We start from the raw sequence: 24327 nt of genomic DNA, 5'->3' as shown, positions 1-24327 counted from the left end.
CCCAGCGGTGGAACAGGTAGCCCAACGCCGCCGCCGTCCCCAACGACAGCAGTGTCGCCGGCCAGAACGACATCGGGCCGCCGACGCTGATCGACGTCGGCCAGTTCGGCAGCTCCCAGTTCGCGCCGAACCAGCCGGCGATGCCTTCAACGAGGGCGAGTGGATTCGGTAGCGGCGGCACGAACCACGCGCCGTTCACCCGCAGGTCGGTGTAGAGGTACGCGGTGTACATCGCCATCGCACCGGTGGCAACGTTCACCGTCCCGGAACCGCGGTAGGTGAGCACGACAGCGAGCGCGATCGCGCCGATGAGCGCGCCTTCACCGAGGCCGAGGACAAGAAACAGGAGGATCTGGCTCAACGGGTCGCCCTTCGGTCGCTTCGCGGTACGTGCGTGGCTGGCCGGTGGCTGGCCGATAGCGGGCGGCCACCGGCCAGCCGGACCGGTGTCAGTCTCGGGCCAGGCCGTTGAGGTACTGGCCGCCCGTCGCGTCGACGACCGACTTGCCCTGTACCTGGTAGACGCGTACCAGCGCGTCACACAGCGAAGGGAATCCGGTGATCGAACCGCACTGGACCTGCGGTGCCACGACCGGCACGGGACCTCGGAAGGCCTTGACCGCAGCGCGGATCGTGTCCGCAGACAGCGCGTCGTAGCTGATACCCTGCAGGATCTTGGCGATCGCGACGACCTGGCCGAACTCCGGAACCGAGAAGGCCCCGCTGTTCTTGTCCTTCCCGTAGCGGTCGAACGCGGCGAGGGTGTCGCGGACGTCGGCGTTGGCGGTGTCCGCCGGGTCAGCCCCCACCTGGACGATGTACCAGCCGTCGATGGCGCTGGCCGCGGCTTTGCGCACGTCCGGACCCTGGCAGTTGCCGACCCCGACGACGGGCTTGTTCACGTTGAGTTGCTGTAGTGCGTTGGCGACCTGGATGCAGGTCGACCCGGCGCCGAGCACCATCACGACGTCGGCCTTGTCCGCCCCGGCCGCGGTCAGGGGAGCGACCGCGTCGGTGGCGGTGATGCCGATCGGCACCTCGGAGAGGCTGACCCCGGCAGCGTCGAACCGGGGCTTGATCAGACCCTCGATCGCGCTCTTCAGGCTGGGTAGGTCGACGTACACCGCGGCGACCTTCTTGGCCTGCGGGACCTTCTTGAGAGTGAAGCTGGCCATGCCGGACAGCACGCCGGGTGAGCCGGAGGCGAAGAAGTAGGCGTCGCTGGCATTGAACGCGCTCTGGGTTGCGGGGAAACCGCCGATGATCGGCTTTTTGCCGGCGAGCGTGGTCCAGATCGGGCCGTCACCGGCGGAGAGCGTGCCGGTACTGACCATGTTGATCGAGCTGTCGTTGAGGAACTGCTGGGCGCAGCTCTGCCCCTTGGCCGGAGTGCCGTCGGTGAAGCAGGTGGCGAGTTTGAGCGGGTGGCCGCCTATGCCGCCGAGTTCCGCGTTCACATAGGTCACCGCCACAGTGGCCCCATCGGTCAGGTCCGGATAGCCGACCTCGGCGCCCTGCTGGTTGATCAGGCCGATCGTGACCGGCGCGAGGCTGGCGTTGGCAGCGTTGCCCGCCCGGCCCGCATTGGCTGCGCCAGCCGTGTTACCGGCGGTCACGCCGGTCGGCGACGATGTGGAGCTGGCCGAGTCGGAGCTGCCACACGCTGCCAGCGCGATGGCTACGACGGTGACCGCGATGCTCACGCGGATGGGTAAATGGCGGATGATCACGGGCGTTCCCTTCAGGTTCGGTCGACACCCTGGCGCTGTGAACCGCTCGCTGGCGGGCCGATCGGTCGGCGACGACGTGACGGACCGACGCAGGAGAGCTGCGTCACATGTGTGCGGGCGGGACGCTAGCAGCGCCGCGTTCTTCATGTAAAGAAGAAAATTGAATGCAATAGAACGAGCATCGCGCGTTATCTGTCACGCTGGCGCTGCGCCGCTTTCCGTGCCCGCGGCACTACTCGGCATGTCATCGGTAGTCGTATGGCTACTGGTCGATGGTCGTCTGAGCATGCGGATCTTCCGGTCGGCCGTCTTGGCGATCCCGATGGTGGCTTCTAAAAAGACATGGGAAGTCTTTACAGATCAGAGTCGGACATCTACCGTCACGGACCACACCGACACAGGCCACCATGGCCGCCACGATCAAGGGGTGGAGCATGCAGCGCACCGCCAGAGGCCGCTACGAGACCTCACTGGACGACCCGGACTTCACAGTGGACGACGAGGGTGGCAGATGGGCGGGATTCTTCCTGGGCGACGAGGAGTACGGGCCGGCGGTCTTCCCGATGGAGGTCACGGCGAACTATCGCTTCCCGCTCCATTACCACAAGACGCACTATATGTCGATTATTCTCCGTGGCTCACTCAAGGTCGGCACCAAATGGTACAAGCCGGGTGACATTCGCCTGCAGGAGAAGGGGTCGATCTACGGTCCCGAGGAAGCCGGCCCCGACGGCTGCTTCATGTTGAACATCTTCGCGGATCGACGCGGCTTCACACCCAGCCTGCTGGGGGAGCCCGAGGATGCGCCGCCGATCCACGTCGAGCCGCACATCCTGCTCAGCAAGGTGTGGAACGCTCTCGTGACCGCCTCCGAGGACGAGGTCGCCGCACCTGCGACGTCCACCTGACCGGAAAAGTCCCTGGCGACCGGGCCGGCTACCGCCGGTTGACCACGACGCAGCAGTGGCCCGGTGCGCCCTTGACGATCGCGGCGGTGTCGCGCGCGCAGCCGATACCTTCCAGGAGACCCTCGACGAACTGCTGGTTGATCAGACAGACGACCTCCGGGACGTTGCGTGCAAGCGCGGCGAACGGGCAGTTACGCAGGCGGATGACCGACCCGTCATGAACAGGTTCGTAGCCGAGGCCGTCCGCGGCGGCGAGGAAGCGCTGGAGGACGTCCGCAGCATCATCCAGATTATGATCATCATTCAGGTCATGATCTGGATGATGAACCTCGTGCGCGGTCTCACACCTGGCATCACCCGCGGTGAGGCCGTGGCCGGTGGCGCGGCCTTCTTCGCGCGCCATCCGCAACGTCAGCTGTTGCGCCGCTGGATCGGGGCTGTCGGCCACGGCCCGCGCGAGGATCTGGCCGGCGAGATCATACCGCCGGATCGGAACCGACACCTGCACGGAGGCCGTCCCCGGCCGGTATCGCTTGCTCGGCCGACCGGCACCGGGGCCGACGCGCCCAGGTGGGCGGGCATAGTCCACCTCGACGAGGCCGACAGCGGCCAGCCGATCGAGATGGAACGCGGCGATGGACCGTGGAACCCCGTGCTCGACGGCGACCTCGTCCCTGGTGACGGGATGCACGGCGCGGCGTACCGACTCGTACATCGCCCGTCTTCTGGGATCACGCAGCGCCTCGACCGCATCCCACGCGGCGGTGTCCAGGGTCGTCCCGGGCACGCCAGCCGTGGACGCTTCGTCGTGGCCGGCGCAGGGGCGCCTCCGGTCCGCGTCGCTAAAAGCCATACGCTTCACGCCGCCATCCGCATCTGGCAGGTACCTACAATCCGCTTAAAAGGTATCTCAGCAGCTTTACAAGCGAGCGGATCCCGTTGGCCAGCGTGGTGGCGAGGGTATCGAGGGCTGACCCTGATGCACGTTCGGGTTGCCGGGTGCGCGAAAAGAGTCATGATCGCACACCCGGCGGCCGATCGGTTGAGAGCGTCCCCTGGCTGCCTAGATGAAGTCGAGCAACGCCGTGTTGACCTGGTCGGTGTGGGTCCAGGCGATGGCGTGCGGCCCGCCTTCGATCACAACGTAGCGAAGGTCTTTGATCAGCCCGGGGAGGCGGTTGCCGGTGGGGCCGATCGGCAGGATCCGATCCTGATCACCTTGCACGACGAGCACCGGAATGTCGAGCTTGGCGACGTCGTCGCGGAAGTCGGTCAGCCAGGTCGAGATGCACGCGACGGCGGCGATCGGTGACCCGGCCACGGCGATGTTCCAGCTCGCCTGGAGCGCCTGGTCGCTGACCAGGGTGCCGCCGTAGACGTCGATGTTGTAGAAATTGTCGAGGAACTGCTTCAGCCACAGGGGCCGGTCCGCGCTGGCGGTGGCGATGAACCCGTCGAACAGGCTCTGCGGTAGGCCCTCGGGGTTGTCCCCGGTCTGCAGCAGGAACGGCGGTATCGGGGAGACCAGCACCGCTTTACGCACCCGCGCCGAGCCGTAGGTACCCAGGTAGTGGGTGACGTCCCCGGAGCCCATCGAGTGGCCGACCAGCACCGCGTCGCGCAGGTCGAGCTTCTCCACCAACGCGTGCACATCCGCGGCGAAGGTGTCGTAGTCGTAGCCGACGGCGGGTTGGCTGGAGTTGCCCCAGCCGCGTCGGTCGTAGGTGATCACGCGGTGGCCGGCGTCGAGCAGTACCGGAACCTGCTTTTCCCAGGCACTGCCGCTCAGCGGGTAGCCGTGGCTGAGAACCACCGGCGTCCCGCTGCCGTGGTCCTCGTAGTAGATCTCGATCGTGGCGGAATTCTCTTTACCGACAGTGACGTAGGGCATGTTGCTCCCCTTTCGTATGACCCGGCCCTGATGGCACACCCTCGCCCGAGCCGGACGTTCCCGGGCGGCTCTAAATATGCTGAAGGGGTTACGCCTTGGTCGCATCCTGTGGCCGCTATCCAGCGCCGACCACTCAGGGGCCATGACTGCCGGATCGGGCCGGCGGGGGCCGCGCAGCGTGCGCGAGCATGGCAGCTGTGTGCCGACTTCAGCGCGTACGACGTGTTCTCCGTCGCTGCCGGCGGCTGTCGGCGCCGCGGTGTTCGCCATCGCTGAGGTGCATCGTCGGACAACCGGAAGAACACCCTCCGTGGCCGCCTGGCAGGAGCGACGCCATCCTGAAGCATCCCATTACCGGTTTTTTGCTCGCCCTAACTGAATCCTCATACTGTCTGCGCAGTGTTTGGCTACCGTCCGCGTAGCATCTGGCTACTCTCTGTGCAGTATTAGTCCTATGTCGGTCGTCGATGGGCGCACGGCGGCGCAACTATATGATCTAACTACAAGGAGTAATCAATGACGACTGATGCCACCCACGAGACGAACCAAGGGAGCCCACCCGGGAAGAAACCCCGCCGCTGGCTGAAGGGCGCGATCATCGGTGGGATCGTGGTGGTCGCCCTCCTGGTCGGGGGGCCCTTCGTCTACATCAACTTCATCGAAGGTGACCCGCCGGCTGCGCTGTCGGTCAACTCACAGTCGACCCAGGCCGCCGCTGACACCGCTGGAACCGCGACAGTGCCGACCGATGGCACGTGGAAGGTGGGATCCGGTTCGCAGGTCGGCTACCGCGTCAAAGAGGTCCTCTTCGGACAGTCCACCACCGCCGTCGGCCGGACCTCGGGCGTCACCGGCCAGCTGGCCATCTCGGGTACGACGGTCCAGTCCGCAAGCTTCACCGCGGACATGACGACGGTCGCCAGTGATCAGTCCCAGCGCGACGGCCAGTTCCGTGGACGGATCATGGAGACGTCCAGGTACCCGACGGTCACCTTCGCCCTGACCAAGCCGATCGATCTCGGATCGGTGCCCGCGACCGGCGTCACCAGGACCTACCAGGCAACCGGTGACCTCACCTTGCACGGCGTCACCAAGAGCGTCTCGATTTCCCTGGAGACGCAGCGGTCCGGTGCACAGATCAAGATCGGTGGTCAGATCCCGATCGTGTTCGCCGACTACAACGTCAGCAACCCGAGCTTCCCTGGAGTAGTCACCACCGAAGACAATGGGATCATGGAGGTACTGCTCGTCCTCACCAAATCCTGACCTCGTCATCTCGTCATCTCGTCACATCAGGTCCCGTCCGGGGCGCTCACCTCGGTAGAACGGAGCATGCGGGGTGCGCTCGGGTGTGCATCCGAGCGACGGGAGGGACCTTTGAAGCTGCCTGTGGCGGAGCCGATCGAGCGGGAGCCGATCGAGCGGGAGCCGATCGAGCGGGAGCCGATCGAGCTGAAACCGTACGGAGCGTCGCAGGTCAGGTGGCCAGTGGCGCTCGATGAGGTGCTCGGTGTGTTGGACGTCCAGCCGGCGACCGCCGCCTGGCCCGGCGGCTCAGCCGCGGTGCTGGCGAACCTTCCCAGCTCGCACGGGGGGATTCTCGGCGCCCAGCTGGTCGGCCAACAGGTCGTCCTGGCCGAGCGTCTGCATCCGGGGAAGCGGGTGCAGTCCCTGCAGACGCTGTTCCTGCGCTCCGGGACGTGGCAGGAGCCGCTGGAGGCCCATGTCGAGCAGCTTGCGCAGGGACGCTCGTTCGCCTCGGTGTCACTGACATTCCGGCAGGGGCGGGAGCTGATCTGCAAGGCTCAGGTACTGCTCACCGTGGACGAGCCCGACCCGGCGCGGACCGCTGTGACGGCCGTCCCGGGGCCGGATCCGCAGGATGCGACCCCCGTCGAGATGCCCCTTCTCCCCTGGGACACCCGGCTCGCCGCCGGGGGGACGTGGCAGGCCCACGACCTGTGGATGCGGAGGAAGGACGTCCCGGACGATCCCACCCTGTGGCGGGCACTGGTCGCGTATACGTGCGAGCCCACGACGCTGCCGCTGCTCATGGCTGACCACGGCACGGTAGGCGGACCGGACAGCGTAGGTAGGCCGCACACCGCGTTGATCGTGGCACTGACCGTCACCTTCTTCGAGGACCTCGATGTGCGCGACTGGCATGTGGTGCGCACGGAGGTCCCCTATGCGGGGGGCGCCCGGGTCCACGGCCGTGGCCAGGTCCTCGACAGCGGCGGTCGGCCCAGTGCCCTGTTCACCACGGTGGGCCTGTTCCGACCGGCTGCCGGTGACTGAAAGACCGGTCTGCGACCATCTGCGATCACGCGTGTGCTACGGGGTGACAGCCTCGGTCGGGATACCCGTCGGCTCCCGTCTGATCCGGGGGGTACGCACCACAGCGACGGTGAGCAGGAGGCCGAACGTCACGCATCCCGCGCCGACGAGTAATCCGAGCCGGCAGCCGCCGGCGAGCGCGGCGACCTGGGTGCGGCCCTCCGCCAGGAGGCTGGCGGTCCGGTTGGTGGCCAGCGTTCCCAGCGCGGCGAGGCCGACCGCGGCTGAGATCTGCATGGAGACGTTGACGATTCCCGATGCCAGGCCGGCGTCGGCGGGTGCGACCTCGGCCAGGGCCATCGTCAGGAGCGGTATGAACACCACACCGGCCCCCAGGCCGACCAGGACGAAGGAGAGGAAGAGCGTGGGAAAGTAGTGGACGTGCTCGCCGTCGGCTGCCCGGGCGAAGAGCAGCAGTCCCGAGATCATGACGATCAGCCCCCCGACCAGGACGTGCATGGGGCCGAAGCGGGACACCAACCGGGCGGCGATCCCGAAGGAGAGTACGGCCACCGCGAAGGATTGCGGGAGGAACGCCAGCCCGGTGTGGATCCCGTCGTACCCGAGGACCTGTTCCAGGTACAGCGCACCGAAGAAGAAGATGCCGAACATGCCGGCCATCAGGACCCCACGTACGGCGCTTGAGCCCATGAGGCTGCGCAGCCGCAGGATCCGCAGTGGAACGAGCGGGTTCGGCGTGCGCGATTCGCGGACGAGAAACGCGCCGACCAGCACAACCGCGAGCGCACCGAGGCCGAGGGTGTACGCCGAGACCCAGCCGTGTTGGGACGCCTGCACGATGGCGTCGATGCCGATCAGCGCCGCGGCGGTGACCAGGACGGCGCCCGCCACGTCGACTCCCCTGCGCAGGCCGGTGCCAGGACGTTCGGACATCAGCCCGGCGCCGGCCAGCAACGCGAGAGCGCCGATCGGGATGTTGATAACGAAGATCCAGTGCCATCCCAGGGACTGCGTGAGCACGCCGCCGAGCAGCAGGCCGAGCGAGCCGCCGCTGACGGTGACGAGCAGGTAGGTGCTCATGGCCCGGGCACGCTCGAGCGGTTGCGGAAAGTCGGTCACGATGAACGCGAGGACGGTCGCCGACGCGAGGGCTCCGCCCAGACCCTGCACGAAGCGGGCGGCGACGAGAACCGCCTGGTCGCCGGCGAGTCCGCAGGCGGCCGAGGCGACGGTGAACAGCGCAATACCGCCGAGGAAGACCTTCTTGCGGCCGACGAGGTCGCCGAGCCGGCCGGCGACGAGGAGGAAGCTCCCGTAGCTGATCAGGTAACTGTTGATGACCCAGGTGAGGCCGGCCTGGCTGACGCCCAAGTCGTGCTGGATGGCGGGCAGCGCCACGTTCACCGCGCTGGAGTCAAGAATGATCATCAGTTGCGCCGTCAGGACGACAAGGAGGGTGAGCCACAGTCGGCGCGGGCGCGCGACCGGTGCCGGGGCGACGATGTCACTCATAGGATCGTCACTATACAGTTGATTATCTGTGAATTATGATCAACATTGAGCCTGGTATGATTTAGCAGATCATGGTCATCACTGCAACCACTCCAGGTGCGATCGTTTTGTTGACGCGCCTCGCCCGGCGTGTGTACCGGGAGGCCACCGACGGTGTGCTCGGTATGACGCTCAAACAGTTCGTGCTCCTGAACCACCTGGATGAGGTCACTGGCATCCCTCAGCGACGACTTGGCGACGTGCTGTGCCTGGACGCGAACAACCTCGTACTGCTGCTCAACGAGGTCGAGCAGACAGGATGGGCGGAGCGTCGGCGCGACCGGACCGATCGCCGGCGTCACCTGGTCTACCGCACGCCCGCCGGGAGCAGCGCGCTGGCGGCCGCCGAGCGTGGGATGGACGGTGTCGAGGACAGAATCCTCGACACCCTGGGTACGCAGGAGCGCGCGACACTCCGTTGCCTGCTCGCCGCCGCGCTGGCGGAGGGAGCGCCGTCCCCGGGTTGACCGGGCGCTCTGAATCTCGCCCAGTCGTATGTCCAGCGAGGCAGTGCGGAGCTGGTGGATTGCGCTATGGAACAGATTGTCAGAGTGTGGAGACATCGTCGCGGTGGTGGCGTGCTTTGGGCAGCTGCCAGACGTAGACCGGAAGGACCATGCCATCAGCGCTGGCCTGCACCCGGCCTGTGCCCCGAGCGTACGCGGTGGTGCTGAGGACGAGACGATCGTCGGCATAGACCTCGAGGAACTCGCCGACGGCCAGTATCCGAAGATGCTGCGGCACCCTCCGAACTCCCGGTGGCGGGGCCACCTGCGTTGGTTCGCCCGGCTGGCCGGCGGACTGTTGTAATTGCACGCGGCCAACCCCGGCCAGGTATGCATCCAAGTCGCCGACTACTGCTGGTATGGATTCGCCCGTACCGGCGGCCTCTGGAGACCAGTCCTGTGAAGGATCGTAAAACCCGACGCAGCGGTCTGGAAGGTCGTCCGCAACCAGCGGTGCGCCGAGTGACTCCTCCTGCAAGACAGGCCCGCCGGCGTAACCGATCCGCATCCGCCCGGCGCGCGCATGCACTTCCAGCATCATGACATCCGCACAGTCGCCGTCCGGGCAGATCGTCACGGTGACGCTTCTCGCCTCGGCGGGGATGTCAACCTCGATGATTGCGTCCTTTGTGAGTCCGGTGTCTGCCGGTTTGACCTCCCGGGCGGCGGGCGGCCACCAGGCCAGGACGGGCACACCGTCGGTGTCGAGGCGGAGGCGTTTCGGTTGGGCGAGCATGCCGCGGACCAGGTCGCCGTGGTCGTTCAGGCCGACCCGTCGCTGCACGGTGTGCAGGACGAGCTTTTCGCCATCCGCCTGGATGACGCGGGGCGCGTAGACGCCGGGTGGGGCCAGCCGGCCGCGCCGGACCCATGGTCCGAGCAGGGTGTCTGATTCGTATACGTCCACCGAGTGGTCGGTGGAGATGCAGACCAGCATCATCCAGTGGTTGTCGAGCCGTTCGACAACCGGGCACTCCAGTTCCGAGTGCGTCCCGCCTGGCACGACCGGTGGCAGCACGGTCCAGTGCAGCAGGTCGGATGAGACGGCCGCCGCGATGCAACCGCCGACCGACGGCGCGAGGCTGGTTTCGCGCGCGGCGATGAACATCACCCACTGGTCGTGGTCTGGGTCGCGGACAACGAACGGGTCTCGCCAAGCCTGGTAATCGTCGGTGCGGTACCAGTGTGGGTCGGCGACGCAGACGGGGTTGGTGCTGACCCGGTGCCAGCCGGTGCCGTCGTGCCGGGTTGAGCGGGCGAGTCCGACGGCCTGGGTGGCCGGGTGGGGGTGGGCGGATACGCCTGTGTAGAGCATGGCGAGCCCGCCGTCGGGGTGGTCGACGATGCTCATCGTCCAGATCGCGCCGTCATCGAAGTGCCCGGGCCGGGCGATGCCGAAGGTCGGGCCGAGTGGTTCCCAGTGCAGCAGGTCGGTGGAGTGGGCGTGGCCGAAGCTGGTCTCGTGCACAGACGCGTCGAAGGGCACCACGGGTGGCCCCTGGAGGTGTAGGAGGTGCCACCCGTCGTCGGTGGCGAGCACGGCGAAGTCGTTGAGGACGAGACCTGGTGGTGCGTAGCGCACGTGCCCTCCACGGTACACAGATGATGACAGTAGGTGCGGGCGGCTGGCGGGTGGGGGTGCCCGCGGCGGACCTTTTCTGTGATACCCCTCATATCGGCGCCCTGCAAGCGCTTGCAGAACGAGTGGAGTCGGCGTACCGTTCCCGACCATCGTGATCTGGGTCACGCGGGAGTAGGTCGGGCGATCGGGTTCCGGCGGGCGTGTCGGTGGACTTCAGGAGGACTCCGGGATGAGTGGCAGCATTGAGGAGGTGGCCGCGCTGGCGGGCGTGTCCACGGCGACGGTCTCGCGGGCTCTGCGCGGGCTGCCCAACGTCGCCGAGAGCACGCGGATCCGGGTCGTGGCGGCTGCCGCCCAGTTGCTGTATGTGGCCTCACCGCAGGCATCCCGGCTGGCCAGCGGCCGCACGGGCACCGTCGGAGTGGTGGTGCCGTACGTGACCCGGTGGTTTTTCGCCCAGATCATCAGCGGTGCCGAGGCGGTGTTGCGGGCGGGTGGCCTGGACCTGCTGCTCTACAACCTCGGGGATGACGCGGGCAGGGCACGGTTCTTCGACGCGGTGCCGCTGCGCAAGCGGGTCGATGCGGTGCTCGTGCTGTGTTTACCGCTGACCCCGATGGAGATCGAGGTGCTGCAAGCGCTTAACGTCCCTGTTGTTGTCGTCGGCGCGGCTGTGCCCGGCTTCGCCGGCGTGCGGATCGATGACGTTGCCGGTGCGACCGTGGCGGTACGACATCTGATCAATCTTGGTCATCGGCGGATCGGGCTGATCTCCGGCGGGGCGACGGGTGAGGGTTCAGATGACCGTGAGCCGATGCGTTTCACCGCTCCCACGGACCGTCGGCGCGGCTACCGCCACGCCCTCAGGTCGGCGGGGATCCCGTTGGACTCGGGGTTGGAGGCGGCCGGGCACTTCACCGTGCGTGGGGGCGAGCAGGCTATGGCGGAGCTGCTGTCCGCGCAGGCGCCGCCCACGGCGGTGTTCGCTGAGAGCGACGAGATGGCGATGGGGGCGTTACGGACCCTGCGTCGTGCCGGGCTGCGTGTCCCGGACGACCTGTCTGTGGTCGGTTTCGACGGGCACGAGATGGCGGAGTTGTTCGACCTCACGACGATTGTTCAGCCCGTGGTCCGCCAGGGCGAGATCGCCGCGCAGCTGTTGCTCAGTCTCCTGCGCCAGGAGACTCCGGCATCCACCGGTGCATCAGGCGACGACGGCGACGGCGGTGGTGGCGGTGGTGGCGCTGCCGGGGAAATGGGCGGTTCGGTAGCCGACGATGCGGCTGGGGAATCCGCCTCTGCCGATACCCGGGTGGATTCGGCCGGGCCGATATCGATTGTGGTACCGACCAGCATCCATGTCCGCGGCACCACCTGCCCTCCCCGCGGGTGGGGCAATGACGTTTCACCCACCGTGTCAGACCCCACGCGCCCAGCATCACCGGATGCTCCGGTGATGTAGAGGCTCCGACCCCAGGTCTCTCGTGCCGGAGCCGTTTGGCCGCCCTTGGCCCAGGCCGGCCTGTATCGAATCGAGACAAGGAGTTCGCGTAATGCGAAAGAGAACGACCGTCAGTGTGGTCCTCGCTGCCGCCAGCCTTGCGCTGGTGGCCTGCGGAGGCGGTTCGGGTACGTCCCAAGCCGCGGGTACGGCGAGCACATGCAACGGGAAGATCGACGGCAAGCGGACCCTGTCCGCCTGGTTCCACACCGGTCAGGGCGATGAGCGCACGGCGTTCGAGCAGGCGGTGAACGCATTCAACGCCAAGCAGTCCGACGTCGTCGTCAAGCCGACGTTCATCCCGGAGGGGAGCTACAACGAGCAGGTGAAGGCCGCCGCCGCCTCGGGCTCGTTACCGGACATCCTCGACTTCGACGGTCCGAACCTCTACAACTATGCCTGGAACGGCAACCTGCAACCGCTCGACACGTGCGTGTCGCAGCAGCTGCGGGCCGATTTGTTGCCCACCATCATCAAACAGGGTATTTACAACACGAAGCTGTATGGGGTGGGTACCGCCGAGTCCGGGCTGGGCCTGTATGTACGGAAATCGGCGTTCGTAAAGGCCGGGGTTCGTATTCCGACGTCCACGGCGGACGCGTGGACCGCCGCGGAGTTCACCGATGCGTTGGCGAAGCTGCGGGCGGCGGGCTTCGCCAAGCCACTTGATCTTCAGATCAATCAGGATCAGGGCGAATGGTACGCGTACGGCTTCGCTCCGATCATTGAGTCGGCCGGTGCGGATGTGATCAGCCGGGCGAATTTTGACAAAGCCGACGGGGTCATCAACAGTTCGGCGTCCGTGGCTGCGTTGACCGTCATGCAGGGCTGGTTCAAGAACGAGTACGTCGACGCCAACACCGACGACGCGGCGTTTACCGCAGGCCGCGCGGCGGTTTCCTGGGTCGGTCACTGGAAGTACGCCGGCTATTCCAAGAAGTGGGGTGACGACCTGGCGATCGTCCCCCTGCCGAACTTCGGCACCGGCGTGCGGACCGGTGAGGGCAGCTGGCAGTGGGGGATCACCAAGCACACGGAGGACGCCGACGCCGCGTGGGCGTTCATCAGCTCCCTGTTCGAGGACACCTACCAGAAGCAGGTCGCGGCCAACGGTGCGATCCCCGCGTCCAAGCCGGTCCTGAACACCATCCCGCAGTTCGCTGCTGGTGGTCCGGAACGGCTCTACGTCGACCAGCTTGATTCCGGTGCCGCGCTGCCTCGACCGGCCACGCCGGCCTATCCGACCATCTCGCTCGCCTTCAACAAGGTGATCGCGACTGTGCGCAGCGGTGGGAACGTCCAGACCGCCCTGGACCAGGCCGCGAAGAGCATTGATCAGGATATCAAGGACAACGACGGCTACCCGCCGAAGAGTTAGCACCCGGTTGTCGTGGTCCCGGGCCTCGGTCCGGGACCACGATCGCAGACCGGACGGACAGACAACCGGACAGATAGACAACCGGACGGACAGACTGACAGGAGGCGAACCCCTCGTGCCTACTGAGGCCCTGCCGGCACGGCCCCGGCCGAATGCGCGTGACGGCCCGACCCGTTGGTTCGGTTACCGCCGACGGCCTACTTTCCAGCCGGCGGAACAGACGGTCGGCTGGTTGTTCAGCGGACCGGCCGTCGTCCTGCTGACCTTGTTCATCGTCGTGCCGTTCCTGCTGGCGGTGGGGTTGTCCTTCACCAACCAGAGGCTCCTCTCACCGCTTCCAGTGCGGCTCGTGGGGATGGAGAACTACCGGCGTATCTTCGCCGACCCGGTGTTCCAGCGATCGCTGGTCAACAATGCTGTCTTCACCGTTGTGGTCGTGCCGGTGCAGACGGTGTTCGCACTGTGGCTCGCCGTTCTGGTGAACCAGAAGATTCGCTTCATATCGCTTTTCCGAACCGCCTATTTCGCGCCGGTAGTGATGATTATGGCGGTCGCGGCAACAATCTGGAAGCTGCTGTACGATCCTGACATCGGCATCATTGACGGTGTGCTTCGCGCGGTTACCGGCGGCCACCTGAGCCCCAGTTGGCTTCGCAGCAGCGCACTGGCGCTGATCGCCGTCATCTTCATGTCGATCTGGCAGGGTGTGGGTTTCCAGATGGTGGTCCTGCTGGCCGGGCTGCAGGACGTCGACCGGGAACTGTACGAAGCGGCGGAGATCGATGGTGCGAGCCAGTGGCAACAGTTCCGCTACATCACCGTTCCGGGATTGCGCAACCAGCTCGTGTTCGTCGCGACCGTGACCACGATCCTGTCGTTCCGGCTGTTCGATCAGGTGTACGTCATGACCCGTGGCGGGCCGCTCGACGCCACCCAGACGATGATGACCCGCCTGGTCGACGTCGGTTTCAACCAGCAGGCGATCGCTCGCGGTTCGGCCATCGCGGTCGTGTTCTTCCTCATCGTCTGCGTCGTCACGCTGGTGCAGCGTCTGCTGCTACGCGAGAGGGAAGCGGACTGATGGCGACACTGCAGGCCCACAACCCGGGGCCCAATGCGGGCCCGCAGCCCGACGCAGCCGCCGCCACGGTGGACCCGACGGCGAACGATGGCGGGTCCACACCACATCCCAGCCGGGGCTCCCCCTGGCGGTCCCTGCGTCGTTACGTGCTGCTCGTGCTACTCGCGGTGTTTTTCGCGTTCCCGTTCCTGTTCATGGTCGTCGGCGCATTCAAACCCGATGACCGCGTACTCGCCGACGGTGCCAGCTGGAAGGCGTTCGTGCCGTTCGGGGCATCGCTGGACAACTTCACCGACGCGTTCAGCCGCGCGGAGTTCGGCCGCCTGTTCCTCAACTCGGTGCTGATAACAACCTGCATTGTGCTCGGTGGCCTTGTGGTCAACAGTCTGGCCGGTTACGCGCTCGCCCGGATGCGGTTCCGTGGTCGAAAGCTCCTGCTCGGTATAGTCGTCACTCTCGCGATCATTCCTTTTCAGGCCATCGCGATCCCGTTGTTGTTCATGATGGCCCGCATCGAATGGCTCGACACCTACCGTGTCCAGATCATTCCGTTCCTCGCAAATCCTTTTTTCATCTATCTCTTCTACTCGTTCTTCCTCGGTATCCCGCGGGAACTGGAGGAAGCGGCCCGGGTCGACGGCGCCGGACCGGTCACCATCTTCACTCGAGTGATCGTCCCGATTGCCCGCCCGGTCTACGCGACCGTGGCGATCCTGTCGTTCCTGTTCAGCTGGGGCGAACTGCTGTGGCCGGTGCTCGTCACCCGCGGATCGACGGTACGACCGCTGTCGCAGGGCATGGCAGTCTTCCAGACCCAGCCACCGATCCAGTGGGGCGACATCATGGCGTTCGCGACCATGACGACTCTGCCGATACTGATTCTTTTCCTCGTCTTCCAGCGTGCGTTCGTCCAGGGTGTTTCCCGTACCGGCCTCAAGGGGTGACCATGGCTTCCGTTGTCTTCGACCATGCCACGCACAGCTATGCCGGCGCCGGCGCAGCCCCTGCGGTGGACCGGCTCGACCTCCGTATCGACGACGGAGAATTCATGGTGCTGGTCGGGCCGTCCGGGTCGGGTAAGTCCACCGCCCTGCGAATGCTCGCCGGTCTGGAAAGCGTCGACGCCGGCACGATCCGGATCGGCAGCGACGACGTCACCGCGTTGCCGCCTGCCCGCCGTGACATCGCCATGGTGTTCCAGAACTATGCGCTGTATCCCCACATGGACGTCGCGGCGAACATGGGTTTTGCGTTGAAGATCGCGGGTATGGCGAAACCGGAACGTGACCGGCGGGTCCGCGAGGCCGCACGCCTGCTCGACCTGGAGCCCTACCTGGCCCGCAAACCCAAGAATCTGTCCGGTGGGCAACGGCAGCGGGTCGCGATGGGCCGGGCCATCGTGCGCGAACCGCGGGTCTTCCTCATGGACGAGCCACTGTCGAACCTCGACGCGAAACTGCGTGTCCAGACCCGGAGCCAGATCGCGGAACTGACCGCACGTCTCGGCGTCACCACCGTGTACGTCACCCACGACCAGGTCGAAGCGATGACCATGGGCGATCGGGTGGCGGTGCTCCGCGACGGCGTCCTCCAGCAGGTAGCGACGCCCCGGCAGCTGTACACCTATCCGGCCAACGTGTTCGTCGCCGGGTTCATCGGGTCCCCGGCCATGAACCTGCACACCGTGCCGCTGGTGGGCCGCTGCGCCGTCCTCGGTGGGCTGCGGGTGGAACTGCCGGCCGCCGCCCTGGCCGCGGCGGGGGCCGAGCAGCTCACCCAGGTACGAGTCGGCATCCGACCGGAATCGTTCGCGCCGGTCGAACAGGTGGACGGCGGTACTGTCACCGGCCGGGTCGAGCTGGTCGAGGATCTTGGTTCGGACACCTACATCCATGTCGCCGTCGACCTGCCTGACGGCCCAGCCGCGTTCGTCGTCCGGGCCGACGGACGGATCCAGATCCACCGCAACGAGTTGCTACGACTGTCCGTCGACCCGGCTGAGGTGCACTTTTTCGACCCGACGACGGGCATTCGACTCGGGTGACAAGAGCGCCCGCCAATAGCCCCGCGACGCCGTGGCCCGGGCCGCCGCGTTCGCACGCAAGCTCGTCATCATGGACGAGCCGACCGCGGCACTGGGCGTGCGGGAGTCCGGCCAGGTTCTCGAGCTCATCGGGCGCATCCGTGACCGTGGTCTGCCGGTGATCCTCATCAGCCACAACATGCCGCAGGTGTTCGAGGTGTCTGATCGGATACACATTCAGCGACTCGGACGGCGGGTTGACCTCATCTCTGCGAAGGAGCACACCATGGCCGAGGCTGTGGCAATCATGACGGGTGCGATGCCTGGACGGGAGGAGAAGAAACCAGCGGCCACAACGAACGACGGCGCGATCACGACTGCTCCCGCGGCCGGGGTTCCCGCCGCATCGGCCCTGCCGATCCGCCAGGTTCGGGAGGCCACCGGGAGCCTGGCCGACCCGATCGGAAAGCCATGACTCCACCTGGCACCGGTTGTGTCGCGGTGATCGGCGAGAACGTCGCGGACGCTGTTGTCGAGCCGGCGGCCGAGAACGACACCGCGTTGCGGTTGCGGGTATTCCCGGGGGGCGGCCCGGCGAACACGGCCGTCGCTCTCGGGAGACTCGGCACACCGACCAGGTTCCTCGGTAGGTTGCCGCAGGGTGTTTTTGGTGATCTTTTCGCCGAGCGCCTGCAGAAGTCTGCGGTCGACCTGTCGTTCGCTGCCGCCGCCAGTGAACCGGCAACGCTCACCATAGCGTCTGTGGCGGATGACGGTCAGGCCAGTTATGTGTTCTATGCGGCCGGAACGGCGGACTGGCAGTGGAATGCGCAGGAACTGCTCCCATCTCATTTCGACGGCGTGGCGTGTGTGCACGCGGGGTCGCTGGCGCTGGTGATGGAGCCGGGCGGAAACCTGATCGAAAAGCTGCTCGACACCGTTCGGGAACGTGCGACGGTGTCGATTGACCCCAACATCCGGACCGCGCTGGTGAGTTCGCAGAGGTACCGGTCGAGAATCGCGCAGTGGTGTCGCCTCGCTGACATCATCCGGATGAGTGAGGATGATGCCGCCGAGCTCTTTCCCGGTCTCGCCCCGGAAGATGTCCTCATGGCTCCGCGGCTGGCCGATGTGCCACTGGTCATCATCACGCGCGGGGAGCGGGGTGTCGTGGCCTCATTCCGACAGGATGTGGTGGAGGTTCCCGGCGTCGTGGTGCCTACCGTCGACACCATCGGCGCGGGCGACGCTTTTTCCGCCGGCCTGCTTCACTGGCTGTATCAAGCTGGTCACCTCGGCGGTCGAATCGACCATCTCGACATCGAGACCGTACGACGCGCGCTGACGTTTGGCGCCCGCGTCGCCGCACTGACCTGCACCGCACCTGGCGCCGATCCGCCCTGGGCGAGCCGGCTGACCAACGAGGCCACAAACCTGCTTCCATGACACCGCTACGCGGCGGCAGGTGGTGCACGGACAGTTATGTCGCCGTTAACCGTGAAAGACCAGCTCACAGGACAAACCCGAGACTGCACGTTGGTCGCCGCAGGGGTCGGCTACGAGCCCGGTACCGTCCGGTTGGGGTGAGGACGGCGGGGATGGATGCAGCGGTGCCTGGATCGAGGAGTGCCGGCTCGTCGAAGTTGGTCTTGATGAGCGTGACGGCATCGGGTCCTGCTGTATCTGCATCGGCTCGGCAACATCAGACGTCCTCGTGCCGTCTTCGATATCCGATGACAAACCAGAATTCACAGCGGACGGTGCGATCTGCGTAGTCACGGCGTCGGCCAGGATCTGCCGCGGGCCCGCACCCGGTCGACACGATCACGGCTGTGCCCGGTGCTGGTGCTGGTGCTGGTACCATAACCTTATGGTTTTGAAGAAGACGACCGTCATGGTCGACGAGGAGTACCTGCAGATCGTCAAGGAGGCGGCGGCGCGCGAAGGCCGACCCGAAGCCGAGTACTTTCGTGAGGCGTTCCGTATCGCCGCGCTACACGCCCGCCGATGGTCCGGCGACTGGGACATCCCGGCGCTCGACTTCGGCGGCCCGGTCACCGAGGACGACGTCCGCGAAGCGGTCGACCAAGCGGTCACTCAGAAGAACGGCAGGATCGGCAACACCACATGATCGTCGTTGGTGACACCTCTGGCCTGGTGGCCGCCTTCAACGTCGGCAATCCGGAACACCTGGCAGCCCGCTCGGCGCTGCGTGAGGCATCGGTGACCGTGGTCTCTCCACTGGTGTTCGCCGAAGTCGAGCACATCATCACCCGCAACATCGACCGCAGGACCGCCTACGCGGTCAATGACTGGCTGCTACAACAGGAGCGGACCATGCGCATGTTGGTCCCCGCGGTGGCAGCCGATACCCTCCGCAAGGCTCGCACGGTCCAGACCCGCTACGCCGATCTGCGCATAGACCTGGCGGACGCGGTGAACGTGGTGCTGGCGGAGCAGTACGAGACCGACAGCGTTCTCACACTCGACCGACGCGACTTCCGCGCGATGCGCCCGCTCACCAGTCACAAGGCGTTCCGTCTCCTGCCGGACGACCTGTGACCCGTTGGGGCCTGCGCTTGATCCGTTCCGTCGTGACGTCGGCGCTGGACCGGGATCCCGCGTCCGCGAAAGTCCCAGGTCAGCGCCCCGGACAAGTTTCGGACACCCGCAGGGAGCCTACGGTCAGTCGCGTGACCACCGTCACGGGGATCGTGGTGGGGACCGCAGCGAGTGGTGCGGGGTCCGACGTCACGTTCACCGAGGCGGCTGTCCTCGTCCGTCTCCAGCGGGAAGGACCGACCTCGCCCGGAACGATCGCGGGACGTGAGCGGGTTACCTCGCAGGCGATCACGGCGGTCCTCAGCGAGCTGCGCCGGCGCGGGTTGGTGACGCGCAGCGTGGATGCGACGGACCGCCGCAAGGTGGCGGTGGCAATTACCGATGCGGGCCACCATGTGCTGCGAGACAGCGAACAAGCCGTCTTCGACGCGCTTCTGCACGCGTTGATCCGATCGTTCACCGACTCGGAACTGGCCCACCTGCATGCGTCCGTTCCGCTGCTTAGCCGCCTCGCAGACGTCCTCTGAAGAAACACCCAATCCACGACATCGGGAGTCATGAAATGCCCACTTCGATCCGGCCCGCCGTCGAGAGCTTCTTCGCGCGGTTCGAGCATGCAAGCCGCATGCTCGAACCGCCGCACTTTCCGACATGTTCGCGGAGGGGCGGATGAAATGGGTGAGTGCACCGACGAGGTGCGCCAACGCATGCACTCGGGAATACCGAGGGCCGTCTGACGTGGGGATCCCGTTGAGCCGGTTCTGCGTCACGGTTGCGTGAGTGCGTAGGATGACTACCGGGTGCGGCAGGTGCAGCAGGCCGGCTCACGTGGTATGCCGCAGACCGCTGGGAAGGAATGATGCGCTACCGGTTGCTGGCCGATCTCGTGGTGGCCGTCCACGTCACGTTCATCATCTTTGTCGTCGTGGGAGGGCTGCTCGTCTGGCGATGGCCGGGGCTGCTGTGGCTGCACGTCCCCGCGGCGCTGTGGGGCGTGCTGATCGTCGGGATCGGTTTCCCGTGTCCGCTGACGTGGCTGGAGAAGTACCTGCGGCGGATGGGAGCTGAGCAGGTCTATGCGGGAGGGTTCATTGATCACTATATCAAGGGTGAGCTGTATCCGAGGGGGTTGAACCCCCTCATGCAGGCTCTTGCGGTGGTGGTTACCGTCGTCGGATACACCGGTCTGCTCATGGGGCGCCGTCATGCGCATGCTCGTCTGACCGCACGCCCTCCGACGGCCTGAGCCCGGCCACGAGGGGTGACTCACGGATCGGTATGATTAGGTCGCTTTCCGTCACGAATCCGCCGTCACCATCGTATCGATCAACGAATGGCTTCCCGAACGGACTCCTGAAGCACACCCCAGGTCTGCCCGTCGTCAACCGGCGAGTGCTAGAACCGTTACTGTAGGCTCGCACATGCAGCTCTCCACCGACCCTCATCCAGCACGGCGACGTTGAGACCGAAAGTTGAAGCGCCGGTTTACGTGAGACGGTATCAGGACGTACGAGCGTTTCAAAACACGAGGCTTCTCGTGTGTCACTCTATGGAGTATACTCCGGCGGGAGGTCGACGTTTCTTGCGTAATTCAGGTGAGACAGGTCCTGTGGAATCCGCCATCGCTCTTCGACCAGAACGGGAAATTCAAAGCGATTATATCGAGTTGCTCGAAAAAGTGCGGGCGGCGGGTCTGCTGAAGCCGCGTTACGGAGCGTATGGAACCTTGATCGCGGCAAATGTCGCGCTTTACCTGGTCACCTGGGGCGCTTTTGTCCTGCTCGGCGATTCTTGGTGGCAGATCGTAACCGCGGTGATTCTTGCGATCTCATTCACTCAGACCGCATTCCTTGCGCACGATGCAAGCCACAGCCAGATACTCGTGAGCCGATCGGCGAATCGGCGAATCGGCCTCCTGCACGCCAACCTGGCCATCGGAATCTGTTATGGATGGTGGGCGCCGAACCACTTTCGGCACCATGCCTACCCGAACCACGAGCAGCGGGACCCCGACCTCACCAACAAGTTCATGCTGATGACCTGGAGTCAGGCCGGCTCGCACGACACTGTTCGGTATCTGCCGCGGCGCGTCCAAGCCTTCGCATTCCTGCCGCTGTTGTCGTTTCAGGCTGTATCAATGCACATAAAGAGCGCGCTTGCCATACCCGGCTTCAAGCCCAGGCGGCGAACGTCTGAAGCGGTTCTGCTGTTCATGCACTTTCTGGCGTACAGCGGCATGCTCATCGCCGTGCTGTCGCCATGGAAAGTGCTGGTATTTTTTGCTGTGCAGCAGGGCCTCTTCGGCATCTATCTCGGCTGCGTATTCGCAGTTAATCACAAGGGGATGCCAACGTATGACAACGACGACATGGATTTTGTTCGCCGTCAGGTAGTCTGTTCGCGAAACATTCGCGGAGGGCGTTTGGTATCGCTGGCGACGGGGGGATTGAACTACCAGATCGAGCACCACCTTTTTCCTCGGATGCCCCGCTCCAACTTTCGCCGTGTACGTCCGATAGTTCAGGATTTTTGTAGGTCGAAGGACATCCCTTACACTGAAGTCGGTCTGCTGGGATCCTTCGGGCAGGTCATGCTGTATCTGCATCGCCTAGGCAAGATCAGGCGTCCCCACGCCGCCTACGTCATCCGATGACAAAACCGAGCGGACGTGTGCAGAGCACTGCGTCAGGGCTTCCGGCCGACGGCACAGAATTGGGCCACCTTGATGTCGGCATGGGGATCGCCGGGCTCGGGGCGCCACTGCGAACACGAAACCACGCCGGGTTCCAGCAGCTCGATGCGGTCGAAGAAGCGGGCGATCTCATCGCTGTTGCGGAGGATGAGCTGGTAGGGGCCGTCTTCGTTCCAGTCCCGTACGGCGTTCTTCATCACCTCGCCGTGCACTTCTGAGGTGGGGTGGGCGATCGTCAGGTAACTGCCCGACGGTACGACGTCGAGAAGTCGATTCACGATTGCGTGTGCCTCGTCGTCCGTGACGAAGCACAGGATTCCCACCAGCATGAGCGCGATCGGTTGATCGAAGTTCAGCGTCCGGCCGGCAGCCTGCAGGATCAGGTCGGGGTCGCGCACGTCTGCGTCGAGGTAGTCGGTGACGCCCTGCGGGACACTGGTGAGCAGTGCGCGGGCGTGCACCAGGACGATGGGGTCGTTGTCGACGTAGACGACGCGGCACTCCGGTGCGATCGTCTGGGCGACTTCGTGGGTGTTGTCGGCGGTGGGGAGCCCGGTGCCGATATCGAGGAACTGACGAACCTCCGCCTCACCGGCGAGGTAGCGGATGGCACGACCCAGAAAGGCCCGGTCTGCGCGAGCGGAGTCGACCAGGTCGGGCATGAGAGCGAGCATGCGGTCACCGACCTCGCGGTCCGCCGCGAAGTGGTCCTTGCCGCCAAGCCAGTAGTTCCAGACCCTGGCCGAGTGCGGCACGGTGGGGTCGATACCGGCCGGTTGCCGGTGGTCTGTGCTGGACGAACTGTTGGTCATGACGGTACCCCTCCGCCGGCCGGGCTGATGATCGTTGCGGGCAGTGTATTGCGCGGTGCCCTGCCGGTCGCTCTCAGGGCACCGCCTTGCGGATGGTGTGGACGATGTCCTTCGTCGTCGTGTCACTGGGGCCGGTGGCCGGGACGGCGGCGAAGACCGCGGTGTCGCCCGCGGCGTTGAACCGGGCCGACGAGACCGAGACGACACCCTGGGCGAGGTCGTCGTAGGTGCCCCGCTCCGTGGTGAAGGTGGGCTTGGCCGCGTCCCAGGATGTGCCCAGTTGCAGGTCCAGCACCGGCACGGCGATCATCCCGAGGCTCGACCGCGAGGACGAGCACGGGAAGGGGGCGGTGCAGGACCAGCCGTGCCCAGCGGGTGCCCCCGTTGGTGCTGTGGGGATTGCGGCCTCCGGCGATGCGCCAGAAAAACGATCGCATCGCCTTTGGCCCACGGGGACTGCGGCCGAAGGCGATGCGCCCGAACCACGATCGCATCGTCGTTGGCCCACTCGGCGTGCCGGTGTCCACGGCCGCCCCCCGACGCGGGCCGGGTCAGTCCGTGGTCTCGGCCAGCTCGGCCGCCGCCTTCATCGTGTCGACGATCACCGGCCCGAACGCCTGCAGCTGGTGGTCGTCCCCGGCCCGCTGGAAGCCCTTCTCCAGCACGATGGCGAGTTTCCACTTGGCGAGGATGATGTAGTAGTCGATGTCGTCTACCTGCCGGCCCGACACCTCGGCGTAGTGCGCGAGGACCTGCGAGCGGCTCGGCATACCCCGTAGGTCGACGTAGCTGACCGTGGACGCTGCCTCGGCCATGGTGTCCTCGGGCCAACTTTGGATCATCCAACCCAGGTCGAGCTTGGGGTCGCCGATGGTGCCCATCTCCCAGTCGACGACGGCGGCCAGCGTGGCCGGCGCTCCGTCGGCGAACATGACGTTGGCGAACTGGTAGTCGCCGTGCATGAGGCCCGGGATGTAGTCGATCGGACGGTGGGCGCGCAGCCACGCCGAGGCGACGTCCATGCCCTCGAGCTCGCGGCCCTTGATCCGCTCGAAGAACTTCGTCCACCGGTCGACCTGGCGCTCGTGAAAGCCGTCCGGACGGCCGAGGTCGTGCAGGCCCTTGGCCGCCCAGTCGACCTTCGACAACAGGGCGATGCCCTCGGCCAGCTGGTAGCCGAGCCCGGCCCGCGCGTCGAGATCGGTGTCAAATGGCGCCGGCCAGGTCTTGCGGCTGATCGGCGACCAGCCGTCGACGAAGCCCATCAGGTAGAAGGCGCGGCCGAGGACCGAGGTGTCGGCGCACATGGCGATGGCCTCGGTGTGGGGCACGTCGGTACCGTCGAGCGCCTCGATGATCCGCCACTCGCGGAGGATCCCCTCGTCGCGATCGGCCGGCGCGTTCTGTGGTGGGATCCGGATGACGCACCGGTTCTCGCCGCGGCGCAGCTCGTAGATCTCGTTCTGGGTTCCGCCCGACAGGAAGCGGTGCTCGAGCGGCTCGCCCTTGCCGGGCAGGTCGTTCTCGTCCATCCAGGCGGCAAGCCGCTCGAAGTCGATCACAGGTTCCCCATTTCGTGCTCGAGGTAGTCGGCGAACGTCGCCTTGGCGGCTTCCACCTTCTTCGGGATCCGCTCCGTGGGCCAGCGGTTGTCGCTCGGCCGGTAGTCCCGCAGAACCTGGCGGGCGACGGTGACCTTGTGGACCTCGGTCGAGCCGTCAGCGAGGCCCATGACGCCAGCGCTGTGGATCATGTGGAAGAACGGCACCTTGCTGGTCGTGTCAAGCGCACCGTGCACCTGCATCGCCCGCC

23 protein-coding genes and 3 pseudogenes are annotated in these 24327 nt (G+C 65.9%); 16 read left to right on the top strand and 10 right to left on the bottom strand.

Going from position 1 to position 24327, the window contains the following annotated elements:
• A pseudogene (locus U9983_RS10095) lies at positions 1-361 on the bottom strand (ABC transporter permease); the annotation flags it as partial.
• An 88-nt stretch (positions 362-449) separates the two neighbouring features.
• Positions 450-1730: an ABC transporter substrate-binding protein gene (locus U9983_RS10090; protein ID WP_322753756.1), complete on the bottom strand. Its 1281-nt coding sequence runs from the start codon at positions 1728-1730 to the stop codon at positions 450-452.
• 434 nt (positions 1731-2164) lie between these two features.
• Between U9983_RS10090 and U9983_RS10085 the strand changes: the two genes are divergently transcribed.
• Positions 2165-2638, top strand: coding sequence for a hypothetical protein (locus U9983_RS10085; RefSeq protein WP_322753755.1), 474 nt, complete (start codon positions 2165-2167; stop codon positions 2636-2638).
• A 28-nt stretch (positions 2639-2666) separates the two neighbouring features.
• On the opposite strand, the gene U9983_RS10080 is transcribed toward U9983_RS10085, so the two are convergent.
• Both U9983_RS10080 and U9983_RS10075 read right to left on the bottom strand, forming a co-directional pair.
• On the bottom strand, positions 2667-3491 hold the full coding sequence (locus tag U9983_RS10080) for a hypothetical protein (RefSeq protein ID WP_322753754.1): 825 nt from the start codon (positions 3489-3491) through the stop codon (positions 2667-2669).
• 210 nt (positions 3492-3701) lie between these two features.
• Entirely contained in the window at positions 3702-4529 is an 828-nt protein-coding gene (locus tag U9983_RS10075; RefSeq protein WP_322753753.1) for an alpha/beta hydrolase, read from the bottom strand.
• Positions 4530-5045: 516 nt separating this feature from the next.
• On the opposite strand from U9983_RS10075, the gene U9983_RS10070 reads away from it, so the two are divergent.
• Positions 5046-5795 carry a YceI family protein gene (locus U9983_RS10070; protein ID WP_322753752.1) on the top strand — a complete coding sequence of 250 codons (750 nt, stop codon included), beginning with the start codon at positions 5046-5048 and terminating at the stop codon, positions 5793-5795.
• A gap of 111 nt (positions 5796-5906) precedes the next feature.
• Positions 5907-6827, top strand: coding sequence for an acyl-CoA thioesterase (locus U9983_RS10065; protein ID WP_322753751.1), 921 nt, complete (start codon positions 5907-5909; stop codon positions 6825-6827).
• Between the two features lie 36 nt (positions 6828-6863).
• On the opposite strand, the gene U9983_RS10060 is transcribed toward U9983_RS10065, so the two are convergent.
• On the bottom strand, positions 6864-8339 hold the full coding sequence (locus tag U9983_RS10060; RefSeq protein WP_322753750.1) for an MFS transporter: 1476 nt from the start codon (positions 8337-8339) through the stop codon (positions 6864-6866).
• A gap of 71 nt (positions 8340-8410) precedes the next feature.
• Between U9983_RS10060 and U9983_RS10055 the strand changes: the two genes are divergently transcribed.
• A complete protein-coding gene (locus U9983_RS10055) occupies positions 8411-8845 on the top strand; it encodes a MarR family winged helix-turn-helix transcriptional regulator (RefSeq protein ID WP_322753749.1) in 435 nt (144 codons plus the stop codon).
• A 79-nt stretch (positions 8846-8924) separates the two neighbouring features.
• Here the strand turns inward: U9983_RS10055 and U9983_RS10050 are convergent, their stop codons facing one another.
• Positions 8925-10466, bottom strand: coding sequence for a hypothetical protein (locus U9983_RS10050; RefSeq protein ID WP_322753748.1), 1542 nt, complete (start codon positions 10464-10466; stop codon positions 8925-8927).
• Between the two features lie 229 nt (positions 10467-10695).
• Here U9983_RS10050 and U9983_RS10045 point away from each other — a divergent pair, with 229 nt between their 5' ends.
• From U9983_RS10045 to U9983_RS09990, 12 genes and pseudogenes are all read left to right on the top strand, one after another.
• The gene (locus tag U9983_RS10045) at positions 10696-11928 is read left to right on the top strand and encodes a LacI family DNA-binding transcriptional regulator (RefSeq protein WP_322753747.1); all 1233 of its coding nucleotides are present in this window, start codon (positions 10696-10698) and stop codon (positions 11926-11928) included.
• Positions 11929-12019: 91 nt separating this feature from the next.
• Positions 12020-13345: a sugar ABC transporter substrate-binding protein gene (locus U9983_RS10040; protein ID WP_322753746.1), complete on the top strand. Its 1326-nt coding sequence runs from the start codon at positions 12020-12022 to the stop codon at positions 13343-13345.
• Positions 13346-13460: 115 nt separating this feature from the next.
• Positions 13461-14426 carry a sugar ABC transporter permease gene (locus tag U9983_RS10035; protein ID WP_322753745.1) on the top strand — a complete coding sequence of 322 codons (966 nt, stop codon included), beginning with the start codon at positions 13461-13463 and terminating at the stop codon, positions 14424-14426.
• Positions 14426-15370, top strand: coding sequence for a carbohydrate ABC transporter permease (locus tag U9983_RS10030; RefSeq protein ID WP_322753744.1), 945 nt, complete (start codon positions 14426-14428; stop codon positions 15368-15370). Before U9983_RS10035 ends, U9983_RS10030 begins: the two co-directional genes overlap by 1 nt.
• Positions 15371-15372: 2 nt before the next feature.
• Entirely contained in the window at positions 15373-16470 is a 1098-nt protein-coding gene (locus U9983_RS10025; RefSeq protein WP_322753743.1) for an ABC transporter ATP-binding protein, read from the top strand.
• A 28-nt stretch (positions 16471-16498) separates the two neighbouring features.
• Positions 16499-16846 (top strand): annotated as a pseudogene (locus U9983_RS10020) (sugar ABC transporter ATP-binding protein); the annotation flags it as partial.
• 74 nt (positions 16847-16920) lie between these two features.
• Positions 16921-17895 carry a carbohydrate kinase gene (locus U9983_RS10015; protein ID WP_322753741.1) on the top strand — a complete coding sequence of 325 codons (975 nt, stop codon included), beginning with the start codon at positions 16921-16923 and terminating at the stop codon, positions 17893-17895.
• Positions 17896-18343: 448 nt separating this feature from the next.
• Positions 18344-18580: a CopG family transcriptional regulator gene (locus U9983_RS10010; RefSeq protein WP_322753740.1), complete on the top strand. Its 237-nt coding sequence runs from the start codon at positions 18344-18346 to the stop codon at positions 18578-18580.
• Positions 18577-19011 carry a PIN domain-containing protein gene (locus tag U9983_RS10005; protein ID WP_322753739.1) on the top strand — a complete coding sequence of 145 codons (435 nt, stop codon included), beginning with the start codon at positions 18577-18579 and terminating at the stop codon, positions 19009-19011. Before U9983_RS10010 ends, U9983_RS10005 begins: the two co-directional genes overlap by 4 nt.
• Positions 19012-19142: 131 nt before the next feature.
• Positions 19143-19538, top strand: coding sequence for a MarR family winged helix-turn-helix transcriptional regulator (locus U9983_RS10000; protein ID WP_322753738.1), 396 nt, complete (start codon positions 19143-19145; stop codon positions 19536-19538).
• Positions 19539-19867: 329 nt separating this feature from the next.
• On the top strand, positions 19868-20257 hold the full coding sequence (locus tag U9983_RS09995) for a DUF2784 domain-containing protein (protein ID WP_322753737.1): 390 nt from the start codon (positions 19868-19870) through the stop codon (positions 20255-20257).
• 363 nt (positions 20258-20620) lie between these two features.
• On the top strand, positions 20621-21664 hold the full coding sequence (locus U9983_RS09990; protein ID WP_322753736.1) for an acyl-CoA desaturase: 1044 nt from the start codon (positions 20621-20623) through the stop codon (positions 21662-21664).
• 32 nt (positions 21665-21696) lie between these two features.
• On the opposite strand, the gene U9983_RS09985 is transcribed toward U9983_RS09990, so the two are convergent.
• The 4 genes and pseudogenes from U9983_RS09985 to U9983_RS09970 form a co-directional block, all read right to left on the bottom strand.
• Positions 21697-22515, bottom strand: a complete 819-nt coding sequence (locus tag U9983_RS09985; protein WP_322753735.1) for an SAM-dependent methyltransferase — start codon at positions 22513-22515, stop codon at positions 21697-21699.
• Between the two features lie 73 nt (positions 22516-22588).
• Positions 22589-22825, bottom strand: a complete 237-nt coding sequence (locus tag U9983_RS09980; RefSeq protein WP_322753734.1) for a hypothetical protein — start codon at positions 22823-22825, stop codon at positions 22589-22591.
• A 241-nt stretch (positions 22826-23066) separates the two neighbouring features.
• Positions 23067-24047, bottom strand: a complete 981-nt coding sequence (locus tag U9983_RS09975) for a phosphotransferase family protein (RefSeq protein WP_416211334.1) — start codon at positions 24045-24047, stop codon at positions 23067-23069.
• A 26-nt stretch (positions 24048-24073) separates the two neighbouring features.
• A pseudogene (locus U9983_RS09970) lies at positions 24074-24325 on the bottom strand (acyl-CoA dehydrogenase); the annotation flags it as partial.
• Positions 24326-24327: the final 2 nt, after the last annotated feature.

The organism is Protofrankia sp. Cas3 (assembly GCF_963555955.1).
Taxonomy (GTDB): domain Bacteria; phylum Actinomycetota; class Actinomycetes; order Frankiales; family Frankiaceae; genus Protofrankia.
This window is presented reverse-complemented; position numbering and strand designations above follow the sequence as displayed.